Source organism: Paenibacillus sp. GCM10028914 (assembly GCF_042666275.1).
GTDB lineage: Bacteria > Bacillota > Bacilli > Paenibacillales > Paenibacillaceae > Paenibacillus_AQ.
Window position 1 is genome coordinate 434,980 of the sequence record NZ_JBHTFO010000008.1, and the last position, 13,995, is coordinate 448,974.

Here is a 13,995-nt window from a genome sequence, read left to right on the forward strand (position 1 = left end):
AGCGGCTTCCGCAGGATCCCCAAATCCATCTACACATATACCGCTACCGCTTGCAGCATCTGACTTTCTTTGTAACTTACGTTAGATTATATGCTTTATTCAGAACAACCACAGGGATAATTATTACCGATTAACGGATAAATTCTTCTCTTCGATGATTATCCTATCTAATAAAAAGAAGCCTACCGATATCCGGGTAGACTTCCTATAACATCAATATTAATAAATCGGACGTATTTGATTTGTCTGCTCGCGGTTACGTCCTACCGAGAAGATCGAAATCGGAATTCCCGTCAGCTCGGATACTCGCTCCACGTAACGACGCGTATTCGCCGGCAGATCTTCCAGCTTCTTTGCACCCGTTATGTCCTCGCTCCAACCTGGAAGCTCCTCATATATCGCCTCACATTCAGCCAACATTTTCAGGCTAGCTGGATAATGAGTAATCTCCTCACCACGGTATTTATATGCCGTACAGATCTTCACTGTTTCCAGACCGCTCATGACATCTAGCGAGTTCAGGGATAGCCCTGTAATACCGCTAACGCGGCGAGCATGACGCACTACTACACTATCGAACCAGCCTACACGGCGAGCGCGGCCGGTTACTGTACCGTACTCATGGCCTTTTTCACGGATATAATCACCGATTTCGTTGTTAAGCTCAGTCGGAAATGGGCCGTCTCCAACACGCGTCGTGTAGGATTTAGCCACACCGATAACTTGTTGAATTTTTGATGGACCAACGCCGGAACCGATACATACGCCTCCAGCGGATGGGTTCGAAGATGTAACGAACGGATACGTACCTTGGTCGATGTCCAGCATAACGCCCTGTGCACCTTCAAACAATACCTTCTGATCCGCATCAATAGCGTCGTTAAGCACAACAGAAGTATCACGCACATAACGACGGATCTCTTCAGCATACGCGAGATACTGTGCCAGTGTCTCTTCTACATCCAACTCTTCCCCGCCGTACATATACTTGATTACCTCATTCTTCTCTTTCATCAGAGGGCGCAGCTTCATCTCGAATTCTTCCGCATCCATCAAGTCAGCGATTCGAATACCATTACGAGCGGCTTTATCCATATAAGCAGGGCCAATCCCTTTACGGGTTGTACCAATCTTGTTAGGGCCTTTACGATCTTCCTCAAGCGCATCCAATGCGATGTGGTAAGGCAGTATAACATGTGCGCGGTCACTTATAACCAGATTATCTGTATCAAAACCATGATCATGAATATATTTAATTTCTTCAATCAATGCAGCGGGATTAATGACCATTCCGTTGCCGATCACACAAGTTTTCTCTTTATAAAAAATACCGGATGGAATTAAGCTAAGCTTGAACTTTTTACCGTCAATCAGAATAGTATGACCGGCATTGTTACCGCCCTGGTAACGGGCCACCACGTCAGCGCTCTCCGCTAGATAGTCCGTGATCTTCCCTTTTCCTTCGTCTCCCCATTGTGTCCCCACAACGACTACCGTTGACATATTCATTCCTCCGCTCGGTGAAATATCACCTATTAGTTTCACTTCCACTTCAGACAAGAAACAATTTCTAATCTTTAATCGCCCTGTTTTAGGAGCAGTAATAGTTTAACAGCCTGTTTTTTTCATGTCAAATAAAAAAACGAACAATCGCAATTGGTATATTGCGATTGTTCGTGTTTGGCGTACATTTGCCCAGGATGATCTCCTGATAAATCTATTTAATGTTGAAATTGATCAATAATAGCCTGTTAACCAGCAGCAAAGGCATCCGCATGAGTTCGCTCGTAGTTAACGAATTTATTAAAATTCTTCAAGAATACAAGCTCCACCGTGCCTACTGGACCATTACGCTGCTTGGCGATAATGATCTCGATAATGTTTTTCTTTTCCGTTTCCTGATTATAATAATCATCCCGGTATAGAAACGCTACGATATCAGCATCTTGCTCGATCGAACCCGATTCCCGCAAGTCACTCATCATCGGACGTTTGTCTTGACGCTGCTCAACACCCCGGCTGAGCTGTGACAGTGCAATAACCGGAACGTCCAGCTCACGTGCAATCTGCTTAAGTGTACGAGAAATTTCAGATACTTCCTGTTGCCGGTTCTCGCCAGCTTTACCACGTCCCTGAATCAGTTGAAGGTAATCGATAAGAATCATTCCAAGACCTTTCTCCTTCTTCAGACGGCGGCATTTAGCACGAATATCCGCAACAGTTACACCAGGCGTATCGTCGATATAAATCTCAGCCTCAGATAAGGCAGCGATCCCCATCGTCAGCTTTGACCAATCCTCGTCCCCTTTGAAATCACCGTTACGCATCACGTTTGCATCCAGATTCGCCTCGGCACAGATCATACGCTGAACAAGCTGAGGTGCAGACATCTCCAGACTAAATATCGCCACGGTCTCTTTGGCGCGTATGGCCACGTTCTGGGCGATATTCAGTGCGAACGCTGTTTTACCTACAGATGGACGAGCGGCAACAATAATGAGATCATTTCGTTGAAATCCGCTTGTCATCTTATCAAGATCAAGAAATCCCGATGGGATCCCTGTCGTATTACCTCGGTTTTGGTAAAGCCCCTCAACCTTTTCGAACACTTCCATCAGCACATCACGGATAGCAATAAACCCGCTTCCTGTCCGGCGGTTGGATATTTCTAGAATCCGTCGTTCCGCCTCGCTTAACATGCTAGATACGTCTTCACCGCCGGTATACCCTTCGCTGACAATCTGAGTTGCCGTACGAATCAGACGACGGAGCATCGATTTCTCTTCGATAATTTGTGCGTAATAATCTACGTTAGCAGCTGTTGGAACGGCATGCGCTAGTTTAGCCAAATAACTTACGCCGCCAATTTCCTCTAGCTCCCCTTTATCTTGTAGCCGGGAGGTGAGTGTCACCAGATCGATCGGCTGGTTCTCTTCTCCAAGCTGCACCATTACTTCATAGATCATTTGGTGCGACTTATCGTAGAAATCCTCGGTCTGCACCCGCTCCATCGCCGTGATTAGCGCCTCGCTTTGTAACAAGATAGCACCAAGTACCGCCTGCTCCGCTTCGAGATTCTGGGGAGGTATCCGATCGAAATAGAGTTCTCCGCCCATTCTATTCCTCCGTTATTTGAACCTTGAGTGTCGCTTTTACCTCTGGGTGAAGCTTTACAGGTACTTGTGCCACACCAAGATGGCGAATAGGCTCACTCAATTCGATTTTACGTTTGTCGATCTTAATCTTTTGTGCAGCTAAAGTTTCAGCGATCTGTTTGCTTGTAATAGCACCAAACAGTCGTCCACCTTCGCCAGATTTAGCTTTCACCGTCACAGTCATCTCTTCAAGCTGCTTGCCAAGAGCAATAGCCTCTTCCTTCTCTTGTTGCTTGCGCTTTTGCTCAGAAGCATTCTGCTGCTCGAGTGTTTTCATATTGCCTTCTGTAGCAGGTCGAGCTACACCGCGTGGGAACAAGAAATTCTGTGCATATCCTTCAGATACCTCTTTAACTTGGCCCTTCTTACCTTGGCCCTTCATATCTTTAATAAAAATGACTTTCATTCAAATAACCCCTCTTTCGCTTCAATGTCTGCTAGTACTTCTAGCAGCGCGGCTTCCGCTTCTTCCATCGTCATGTCTAGCTGCACAGCCGCATTCGTTAAATGACCGCCGCCACCTAGACGTTCCATGACAACCTGGACGTTCATGCGGCCCATGGAGCGCGCACTAATACCTATCTGCCCATCCGTCCGTTCACCAATGACAAAGGAAGCCTGAACATCTGTCATATTAAGCAGCATATCCGCTGCTTGTGCAATGAGCAGCTGGGGAACTTTCTCCCCCTTATGAGTTACTGCGAGTGCGATATGACCATATACCATTCTAGCATGTTTTATGATCTCAGCCTTAGCTATAAATTCTGTCAAATCTTCTTTTAACAACCGTTGTATCATCATTGTGTCAGCGCCATGACGTCTGAGGAAACCTGCTGCCTCAAACGTCCGCGATCCCGTATGAAGCGCATAATGCTTCGTATCTACGGTAATGCCCGCTAGCAGCGCTGTAGCTTCCAGTGGTGACAGCGACACCCGGTCGTGAATGTACTGGAGAACTTCTGTCACAAGCTCGCAGGCTGACGAGGCATACGGCTCCAGATAGACAAGCACCGCATCATTAATAAATTCTTCACCCCGGCGGTGATGATCAATAACAACGACCCGGCTCGCCTGCTTCACTAGCCGCGGCTCCATTGTCATCGATCCCTTATGGGTATCCACCACCACAAGCAACGTGTGCGGAGTGAGCATTTGCAGCGCCTGTTCTGGCGATATAAATCGGCTCATTAAGTTTTCATCCTTACGGACCTCGTCCATAATCCGTTTCACCGACGGATTAATTCCTTCGAGCACAATATGAGCTTCGACCTTATAGAGCTGAGCTGCCTTCAATACCCCAATCGAAGCCCCGATAACGTCCATATCCGGCATTTTGTGACCCATAATGATCACGCGGTCACTCTCTTGCATCAGGTCACGTAGCGCATGTGAAATAACACGAGCTCTAACACGGGTCCTCTTCTCCACAGCATTTGATTTTCCGCCATAGAAAGATAATCTTTGCCCTGCCTTTACCGCTGCCTGATCGCCTCCGCGTCCAAGAGCCATATCAAGACTGGATTGAGCCAATTGACCAAGCTCTGTGACATCTTCCGAGCCAAAAGCAAGACCTACACTAAGCGTCAACGGGACCTTCAGTTCAGCAGTCATTTCCCTAACTTCATCAAGAATAACGAAACGACTATTTTCCAAAGCATCCAAAGACTTCTTGTTCAGCATCATTAGGAAACGCTCGGAGGATAGTCTCCGCAAATAGATATTGAACTCACGGGCCCAATCCGTAACCTCGCTACTTACTTTAGCAAGTAACGCAGTACGCTGCTGGTCATCCATTCCTTGCGCCGCTTCATCAACGTTATCCAGCATCAGAATGCCGATTGCTAGCCTTTCTTCCTCATAACGCTGACGAAGCACAACAAGCTCCGTAATCTCATCCAAATAAATGAGCCGTTCTTCAGGTATGACGGTAGCGCCATAATATTTCTGATCATGGCATAGCTCGAGTCTCATTTCCTTCGGATAGCCTTCTTTGGATTCCTTCTTTTCACGCATAGCATCGGTTAGCTTGGGAAACAGCTCATTCAGTGGCACACCGACCAACGTTTGATGGGGGAACATATTCACAACAAACTGATTATGCCACTCTACTGTCTTATCTTCACTGTAGAGCACGATGCCGAAAGGCAGAACACTGACCGCTTCTCCTTCAACCCGGCGGATACGAAAAGATAAATCTCCGATATATTCCACCAGATCACTACGGAATTTCATCTCTGCTTTTAGCATCGCGTATCCACTTAGAATGGCAAACAGCAGTCCAATGATACCGAGCCACGTATTATAAATAGACAAACAAATAACAAGTACAAGCACGAGTGCAAACGCCCAGACGGTATGATAGCCGTGCCAGCGTTTCTGAAGAAATTTAGGCATGACTGATCACCCTATCTTTTTTTATTACTTATCGACTGCCGCAATGGGAATGCCAAATCCAAAATACCGAGAATGATCATCGGTGGGAACAATACAATTGGAATAGCCGCAATAAACGGAACAATCGGATGCCATTTCTTCAGGTGTGTGAGATAGAAGAAAAATCCGAGTGCCTGAATCATAAAACAAATCTGCAGCAATGGCATCGCATTGATCACGATCATCTCGATGAAATTGTTGTTTGAATCATGGCTTGCGATACTCATAATCCAGATGAGCAAGTAATACCAGATCAAGGAACGAGGGAATCTCCATTCACGAGCTCGCTTAAGTGCGGGCACGGCAAATCCCATACTGTTCAGAATCGGGCGCGCCAAAGCGTGCGTCACGACTGTCATTAAGAAAGAACTGATAATAAGCGCAAAAGGTATCATTTGCATCGTTCTTTGGCTTAAAAGATCTAGATTTTCTGGGGTCCAGACAATTTGCCCAGCGAGTCCGCTGTTTACACCCATTTCTTCAAGTGGTGCTGTTGTGATCTTTACAATCTCATCAATGTATTCTGACAGGTTAAGCTGAAAAAATGCCGTTCCGATCATAAGAAGCAGCAACATCTCCAAGAGTATAGCTGATATCCCAAATTTCAGGACACGCATGGCTGGAGAACGCTTCCGATAACAATAACCCATGGCGAGTGCCGGGATCAAAAAATATGCAGCTAACATGACATAAACGGGACTCATAATACCTACGATGAGCCAGACAGGCAGCATGTGAAGAATAAACGATCTTACATCAAGTGCTGTAAAGAGAATTACAACCGGCAGAATCACAAGAAATGCCGATATAATTGAAAATGGTGTAAGCATTGAGAGTAGCAGAAGCAAATAGATAACGCTCCATATGATCGTTGTAAAGCGCTGTTTCAAATGTGTTCACCTCTTACGCAAATGTTCTTCTAACGTGGAAATATCCTGATACCAATCTTCCAACTGATGACCTTCCTGCTTATGCTTTTTCAATTTTTCAATCAAGAGATCATCTAAATCCCGATACGACATGCCAAGTCTACGGCCCAGTATGTAGGAACTCATCATCAAGCTGGCCAGACTATCGCCCACCTTTGCTGTGCTTCCTTCCCACAGCGCTTTGAACAATCGGGATACGTTATCGACCACTTCGGTCTTCAGCCACTCAATTACTTTGGCCCGTTTAGCCACATCCAAATCCTTCGGCATATTTGACAAGTCCCATCTCTCCCTGAAAAAGCTTTATTCTCCATTATAGCATAAATGCCTAATACCCACACAAAAGGGACCTGGGGGAGTTCGTCCCACTCCTTCTGCAGAAGAAGCCTGCTTCGCAAGGTATAAGCGATGGCAGGCCTGTTCTTGAGGTGCAGGCAACACTCAGGACATTAGGATGCCCCTCGTGAGCCCATTGTTTCCTCTCTGGACACGAATTTTTCACAATATTCAATAACTTGACTCCGTCTAACGATCCCGATAAACCGGTTCATATCATCCACGACGGGTACGAAGTTCTGTACCTTAGCCAAACTAATTAAATCCTCCATGTTCGCCTCAATCGACACCGGCTTGTTGTTCATACGAAGCGGAACATCTTTAAGCAAAAATTTCGAAGCATTCTCAAATGTAATCTTTCCATCCGAATTCTTCATGTACCACAGTAGATCGCCCTCGGTTACCGTGCCAGCGTACTGACCGTTCTTATCTAAGACCGGTACGGCTGTATAGCGATGATATTCCATCCGCTCCAGCGTCTGCCTTAGTGTTGAATCCATCGTTAAACAGATGACTTCCTGTTTCGGCAGCAAAAAAAACGCGATATTCATAATTATGAATCCTCCTTATGAGCGTAAGCGTGAGGCCCATCTGTTGAAATAATGAAGTGATATTAGATAGCTATGCTGCAAAACATGTACATCATGAGCATTTTTGCAAGCGCTTTACTAATATAAACCTATATAATCATCAACCGTTCCGTACAAGACACAAAATCAGCAGCCAGACAACCCGGACTGCTGATTGAATTATGATTTGATCCATTTGTCCGATCCGGATTTCCGGATTCCACGATCTATTCCATATTTATGTTGTGATGGAGTTACTGGTTTGTACTGTCAGACGTCTCTGGCTTCATGAGCTGGTCTTCCGGTGTTGTAGGATCCATCCAGTTATCAATCATTTGCTGTGCTAACTCAACATCTTCTTCATCGGCTTGATTGTAGTAAATACCATTCAATCTCATACCCTCACCCATAATGGTAAAGGTAGTCATTTCCGGTTTCCCACCGGTTAACAATTGCTTCGCTAAATCAATAATGAACTTAGGCTGCATATTCGTCTGGAAGTTATCACCCATAATTTCGATCAACTCAGGAACTTTGCCAATCTGATCAATCTGCATTAACCGTTTGGCAGCTGCATCCAGAAACACTTGTTGGCGCTTCGTCCGGTTAAAATCACTATCTTCCCGATAACGTACGTAATTGAGCGCCTCTTCGCCCGAGTAAATCGGTTTGTTCGCTTCAATCGTGAACTTCTCGTGGTCTTTCCCTTTGTTTACAATATCCTTACCGATCGGCAGCTCTACACCGCCCATAGCGTCAACGACATCTTTCAAACCTTGAAAATTGATGGAAGCATAGTAATCGATCTCCTCATCAAGGAATGCCTCCATTGTATCTTTAGCCATCTGATGGCCACCATACGCAAAGGCATGTGTAATCTTATCCTTTTTGTCCTTACCAATGATGTCCACGTAAGTATCACGCGGTACGGAAACGAGCAACACTTTGGATTCTTTAGGACGAACCACTGCCAGCATCATCGTATCTGAACGAGCAGGCTCATCCTCACGCTGGTCACTCCCTAGCAGCAACACATTGAACGGCTCACTTTGAAGAACCACAGGCTCTGGATTCTGATCACTCTCCAGCGGCTTATATGACTTCTCCAGCGAGCTTTCAACTTTGTCAGACATAAACAAATCAAATGCCACTACAGCAAGCTGTGTACGGAATAGATAGCCTAAGCTACCTAGCAGCACTACTGCAGCGAGTGCGATATATAATGTTTTCCTCTTCATAGGTTATATTCCTTCTTTTTTTATAAAATAAAAACGTATTTAATGCTCATTTATATGAAATAAATAAAGGATAGCGGAAGTAGTAGCTGCCTTCCTTCACACTCGCCTCCTTTCTTTATTAAACGGCTACAGTCATTGTTGACGCAGCACCGGGACCCTGTTTTTACACAGGGAGAATCAGCAGCACATTGTCTATTGTAAACCAGACGAATGCTCTCTGTGAAGTGCTAGGTAACCATACGTTAAATCTACCAAAATTGAGAGGGTCTCATCAAATAAGCCGATATTTCCTCTAACCAAAAGAAAAAAGCAGCTAGTGTCCCTATACATGGAACCAATCATCCAGCCGCTCTCTCCAGGTTAAAATTTTAGAAAATCCATAATCAAACAGTTTACGCGTCTCTTCAAATCGGGCTTCCTCGCTCTTCGTTCCCATCACAACAGCAACAAGTCGACTTCCACCTTTTGCAGCAGTTCCTGTAAAGCAATAACCCGCATTCTCCGTAAATCCAGTCTTTAGACCATCTGTTCCCTCGTAAGAATAAGGACCTGCTAGTGAGGGAAGCATCCAGTTCGTATTACTTAAATATAAGTCCCTGCCTTGCAGCCTCATCTGGGTCTTACTCGATGTATCTAAAATGTCCGGATGATGGTTAATCAGATAAGCTGCTAGTTTTGCCGTATCTAATGCAGTCATACGTGTCTCTCTTTCATGTACCTGAGAGCCACTTAACTCCTTAGGGTCCGTTTGAATATCAGAAACATTAGCGAAATAGGAACCGCTGGAAAGCTGAAGTTTCTTCGCCTTCTGATTCATATGTCTTACAAAGTTCTCTTCTGAGCCTGCAAAATGTTCAGCAAGTGCTACTGCCGCGTCATTAGCCGAGTATACCGCCATGCTCTGAAATAGTTCACGTACTGTAAGCACGTCCCCCTTATTCAAAGACAACTGAACCCCGCTCACGCTGCTTGCGTATTCACTAATCATCACTTTTTCATCCCAGCTATGAGTTCCCGCTTTAATTTCGTCGAGTACAATTAGCTCAGCCATTAATTTGGACATGCTTGCAGGAGGCAAAGGCACATCTCCATTCTGACTGAACAGCACACGACCTGTATTTAAATCCATTAGTACAACCGCTTTAGCTTCCACAACCGGTTTCATACCAATTCGTTCTTTATTCAATGTAATAACAGAAACTACAGGGATCATAATAAGAACAATCACTACAAACCATAACCACCGTTTTTTCATATGTATGCCCTCCATTATATTAGACGGTTGAAAAGGCCATTTGGTCTGCAATTTTTTCAAAAAAAATTTTTTTTTTCATAAGACGCCAATTCTCATGCAGATGGAGTATATTCCTCAGACGGTATTCTTATGAGATATAGCCGAAGTTAAACATAAAAAAAACAGCGACAGGATATCCTGACGCTGTTTGTAATCAATACTCTTATTTATGGAGAAACTAAGCAAAATGACAAGCCACAAAATGATTATCACCCATATTGCGGTACTCAGGCACCTGTTGTTTGCACAAATCGGATGCCATCGGACAACGCGTATGGAATTTACATCCTGATGGAGGGTTCGCTGGGCTTGGAATATCACCCTTCAGTACGATACGATCACGCTTTGCCAGAGGATCAGGAACCGGAACAGCAGAGAGCAAAGCCTTCGTGTAAGGATGAAGCGGATTTCGGAACAGCTCCTCCTTACTAGCCATCTCTACCATAGAGCCCAAATACATAACACCGATGCGGTCACAGAGATGTTCTACAACACTCAGATCATGCGAAATGAACAGGTAAGTGAGCTGCTTCTCTTTTTGCAGATCGCTCAGCAGATTGATAATCTGTGCTTGAATGGATACGTCAAGCGCTGAGACTGGTTCATCCGCTACAATGAACTCTGGGTTTAAAATCAAAGCACGAGCAATACCGATACGTTGACGTTGTCCGCCGGAGAATTCATGCGGGAACCGATCATAATGATAATCGGACAAACCACAGATCTTCAATGTTTCAATTACACGCTCTTTAAGATCTTTACGATTCACAAGGCCGTGGTCAAGAAGTGCTTCACCGATCGCCTCACCCACTTTAATTCTTGGGTTGAGCGAGCTGAACGGGTCCTGAAATACAATCTGCATCTTGGGGCGCATTCCACGCATCTTGTCTCTGGACAATTTATGAATATCTTGGCCTTTAAATACAACTTTACCGTCGGTTTTCTCAAGCAGGCGGAGGAGGGTCCGACCTACTGTACTTTTACCACAGCCGGATTCTCCAACGAGCCCGAAGGATTCACCCCGATTAATCGAAAAGCTAACGCCGTCAACGGCCTTGACGTTTCCGACAGTTCGCTGAAATACTCCTCCGGTAATGGGGAAATATTTCTTTAGATCGGTAACTTCAATTAGTGCTTCGCTCATTGCTGTTTCCCCTCCTCTTCATACAGCCAGCATGCAACCTTATGACCGTCTGGGTCTAGGCCAAGCGGAGGTTCTTTCTCAACGCATATATTCATGCAAAATTCGCATCTGTCGTGGAAATGGCAGTTACTACCGAGTTCAATCGGATTAGGTACTTGCCCCGGTATCGAGTACAAACGATCCTGCTTCTGGTTAATAATTGGCTTCGCCTTTAAAAGTCCCTTGGTGTACGGATGCTTCGGGTTTTGGAATAGCTCAATAACAGGAGCCTCTTCAATTACTTTACCGGCATACATAACAACTACATAATCGGCCATTTCCGCCACGACACCAAGGTCATGTGTGATTAGCATTATAGATGTATTGAACTTCTCCTTAATATCACGCATCAAGTCCAGTATTTGAGCCTGAATCGTAACATCAAGTGCGGTTGTAGGCTCATCAGCTACAATCAATTTTGGATTACAACTAAGTGCAATCGCGATCATAATCCGTTGACGCATTCCACCGCTCAGCTCATGCGGATAAGAAGCGTATATTTTCTCGGCACGCGGAATTCCAACCATCGTGATGAGTTCAATCGCACGGCTCTTTGCTTCCTTACGGGTTACCAACTGATGAAGCATGATCGGCTCAACGATCTGCTCTCCGATCGTTAATACCGGGTTAAGAGATGACATGGGCTCCTGAAAGATCATAGCAATCTCGTTACCTCTTATCATACTCATATCCCGTTTATTCATTTTCAAAATATCTTTGCCTTCGAAAATAATTTCTCCTCCCACAGGAGGTACCTCAAGCAAACGCATAAGTGACATCGCTGTCACGCTTTTTCCGCATCCCGATTCACCGACTACACACAGCGTCTCGCCTTCGCGAATTTTGAAGCTGACATCGTCAACGGCTTTCACGGTACCTGCGGAGGTATGAAAATGCGTTTTTAAATTGCGGAATTCTACTAGATCTTTTGCCATTGTCGCATCTCCTACTTCTTCATTTTAGGGTCAAGTGCGTCGCGAAGTCCGTCTCCGATCAGATTGATCGCTACAACGGTAATCAAAATACACATACCTGGCGGAATCCACTGCCACGGTCTCTTACGGAAGTCAATTAAACTGTTTGCAGCCGCGATCATATTCCCCCAAGACGGTGTTGGTGGTACAACTCCGATTCCCAGGTAGCTAAGCGCTGATTCATAGATAATAGCAGAAGCTACACCGAGTGTTGCAGTTACGATAATGATTGGAACCGTATTCGGTAACAAATGACGGAAAATTTTCCGGCGATCCCGAAGACCTAGAGCTTCTGTAGCCTGCATAAACTCCTGCTCACGCAGTGTCAGGATTTGACCACGTACGAGACGAGCAATAGTCGTCCAACCGAGAATACCGAGAATGAGCATCAGGAAGTATATTCGATCAGAAGGTTCTACCTTCAAATCGGAAAGTATAGCTCCTAGAATAATCATAATAGGCAAGGCTGGCATCGCCATAAAAATATCAGCAACTCGCATAATAATGGTATCCGTGAATTTACGGTAAAACCCCGCCAATGCACCTAGCGTAGCACCGATAATAACGGATATTCCGGTAGCTACCAAACCAACAGTAAGCGAAATCCGTCCAGCAAGCATAAGGCGAAGTAAAATATCTCTTCCCAGCTTATCTGTTCCTAGCCAGTGTTGTGCATTAGGTGCCATGTTCTTGTTCTTAACATTGTATTGATCAAGATCATAGGGCGAAATCCAGGGTCCTACAATGCTAAATAAAGCCATAATAATTAATATAAAAAGTCCAAAAACAGCCAGTCGATTTCTAGTGAATCGCCGAATCGCTATTCGCCACGGAGAATCCGGCTGCTTCGCAGGGACTTGTATTTTCGTATCGAGAGGTGCAGCCTCTAGGGACAATATGATCTCCTCCTACTTTAAACGGATTCTTGGGTCTGCTGCTCCGTACAGAACATCGGAAATCAAGTTCCCGAGCAATGTAAGAATAGCTAGGAAAATAGTAAAGCCGAGCATGAATGGATAGTCACGTACGGTGATAGATTCTAGATAAACTTGACCTATACCCGGCCATACAAATACTTTTTCTAATATGATGGCGCCCCCAAATAGAGCCGGTAATTCAAATCCCATTAACGTAATAGCGGGCAACATGGCATTTCGCAATGCATGTTTAAAAATAACCTTCCGCTCTTTCAATCCCTTAGCTCGTGCAGTTCTAATGTAATCTTGTCGGATAACCTCCAGCATGCTGGTACGGAAATAACGGGTCAAGCTTCCTGTACTGAGCATCGTAAGTACGAGGATTGGCATAAAGGCGTGTTCAGCCACGTCCTTAATGTAAGCAAAACCAGTTGCCTTAGATCCAGCTGTAGTCATACCGCCGACAGGTAACCATCCAAGCTCCAGCGCAAATAGCTTGATAAGTAAGAGCCCGATAAAGAATGAAGGTAGAGACATACATAAAAAGACGATCAAGGTTACAATCTTATCAAATAGTGAATATTGAAATTTAGCTGAGAATACCCCAGCAAATATAGCGATAATCCAACTTAGAATCAAACTGCAAAAAGCAATAACAAATGAATTCCATACATAGTTACCAATAACCTTGGTAACTGGCTGTTTATGCTGGAGAGAGTCTCCCATATTTCCTGTAAACATATTCCCAGCCCATGTGAAGTAACGCTCTACAGGCGGCTTGTCTAAACCGTAAATAGCCCGAAGCTCGGCTTTTTTCTCAGCCGTCATACTCGGACTGTTCTTTGCAGTGATATAATCCCCCGGCACCATAGCGGATATGGCAAAGACAAGTATTGATATCCCGACCAGGGTCGGGATCATCTGTAGCAGCCTCCGGATAATGTACTGCTTCATAATATTCCTCCCG

Annotated in this window: 13 protein-coding genes; all 13 read right to left on the bottom strand. The window is 44.9% G+C overall.

Translation table 11 applies throughout. The annotated features are described in order from the left end of the window. Positions 1 to 219 precede the first annotated feature (219 nt). Entirely contained in the window at positions 220 to 1,503 is a 1,284-nt protein-coding gene (locus ACFQV5_RS08435) for an adenylosuccinate synthase (protein ID WP_379245579.1), read from the bottom strand. A gap of 248 nt (positions 1,504 to 1,751) precedes the next feature. After that, complete coding sequence (gene dnaB, locus ACFQV5_RS08440) at positions 1,752 to 3,116, bottom strand: replicative DNA helicase (RefSeq protein WP_379245581.1); 1,365 nt, start codon at positions 3,114 to 3,116, stop codon at positions 1,752 to 1,754. 1 nt (position 3,117) lies between these two features. Further along, positions 3,118 to 3,561: a 50S ribosomal protein L9 gene (gene rplI, locus ACFQV5_RS08445; RefSeq protein ID WP_379245583.1), complete on the bottom strand. Its 444-nt coding sequence runs from the start codon at positions 3,559 to 3,561 to the stop codon at positions 3,118 to 3,120. Continuing rightward, positions 3,558 to 5,549: a DHH family phosphoesterase gene (locus ACFQV5_RS08450; RefSeq protein ID WP_379245585.1), complete on the bottom strand. Its 1,992-nt coding sequence runs from the start codon at positions 5,547 to 5,549 to the stop codon at positions 3,558 to 3,560. Before ACFQV5_RS08450 ends, rplI begins: the two co-directional genes overlap by 4 nt. A gap of 11 nt (positions 5,550 to 5,560) precedes the next feature. After that, the gene (locus tag ACFQV5_RS08455) at positions 5,561 to 6,478 is read right to left on the bottom strand and encodes a DUF2232 domain-containing protein (RefSeq protein ID WP_379245587.1); all 918 of its coding nucleotides are present in this window, start codon (positions 6,476 to 6,478) and stop codon (positions 5,561 to 5,563) included. Positions 6,479 to 6,484: 6 nt separating this feature from the next. Beyond that, entirely contained in the window at positions 6,485 to 6,787 is a 303-nt protein-coding gene (locus ACFQV5_RS08460) for a MazG-like family protein (RefSeq protein ID WP_208920954.1), read from the bottom strand. Positions 6,788 to 6,966: 179 nt separating this feature from the next. Further along, entirely contained in the window at positions 6,967 to 7,404 is a 438-nt protein-coding gene (locus ACFQV5_RS08465; protein WP_379245589.1) for a CBS domain-containing protein, read from the bottom strand. Between the two features lie 272 nt (positions 7,405 to 7,676). Further along, positions 7,677 to 8,660, bottom strand: a complete 984-nt coding sequence (locus tag ACFQV5_RS08470) for an LCP family protein (RefSeq protein ID WP_379245591.1) — start codon at positions 8,658 to 8,660, stop codon at positions 7,677 to 7,679. A 322-nt stretch (positions 8,661 to 8,982) separates the two neighbouring features. Beyond that, positions 8,983 to 9,915, bottom strand: a complete 933-nt coding sequence (locus ACFQV5_RS08475) for a D-alanyl-D-alanine carboxypeptidase family protein (RefSeq protein WP_379245593.1) — start codon at positions 9,913 to 9,915, stop codon at positions 8,983 to 8,985. 217 nt (positions 9,916 to 10,132) lie between these two features. Beyond that, positions 10,133 to 11,098, bottom strand: coding sequence for an ABC transporter ATP-binding protein (locus ACFQV5_RS08480; protein WP_379245595.1), 966 nt, complete (start codon positions 11,096 to 11,098; stop codon positions 10,133 to 10,135). Then, entirely contained in the window at positions 11,095 to 12,072 is a 978-nt protein-coding gene (locus tag ACFQV5_RS08485) for an ABC transporter ATP-binding protein (protein ID WP_379245597.1), read from the bottom strand. Before ACFQV5_RS08485 ends, ACFQV5_RS08480 begins: the two co-directional genes overlap by 4 nt. Positions 12,073 to 12,083: 11 nt before the next feature. Then, positions 12,084 to 13,007: an oligopeptide ABC transporter permease gene (opp4C, locus tag ACFQV5_RS08490; RefSeq protein ID WP_379245599.1), complete on the bottom strand. Its 924-nt coding sequence runs from the start codon at positions 13,005 to 13,007 to the stop codon at positions 12,084 to 12,086. A gap of 12 nt (positions 13,008 to 13,019) precedes the next feature. Then, on the bottom strand, positions 13,020 to 13,982 hold the full coding sequence (locus tag ACFQV5_RS08495) for an ABC transporter permease (RefSeq protein ID WP_379245601.1): 963 nt from the start codon (positions 13,980 to 13,982) through the stop codon (positions 13,020 to 13,022). Positions 13,983 to 13,995: the final 13 nt, after the last annotated feature.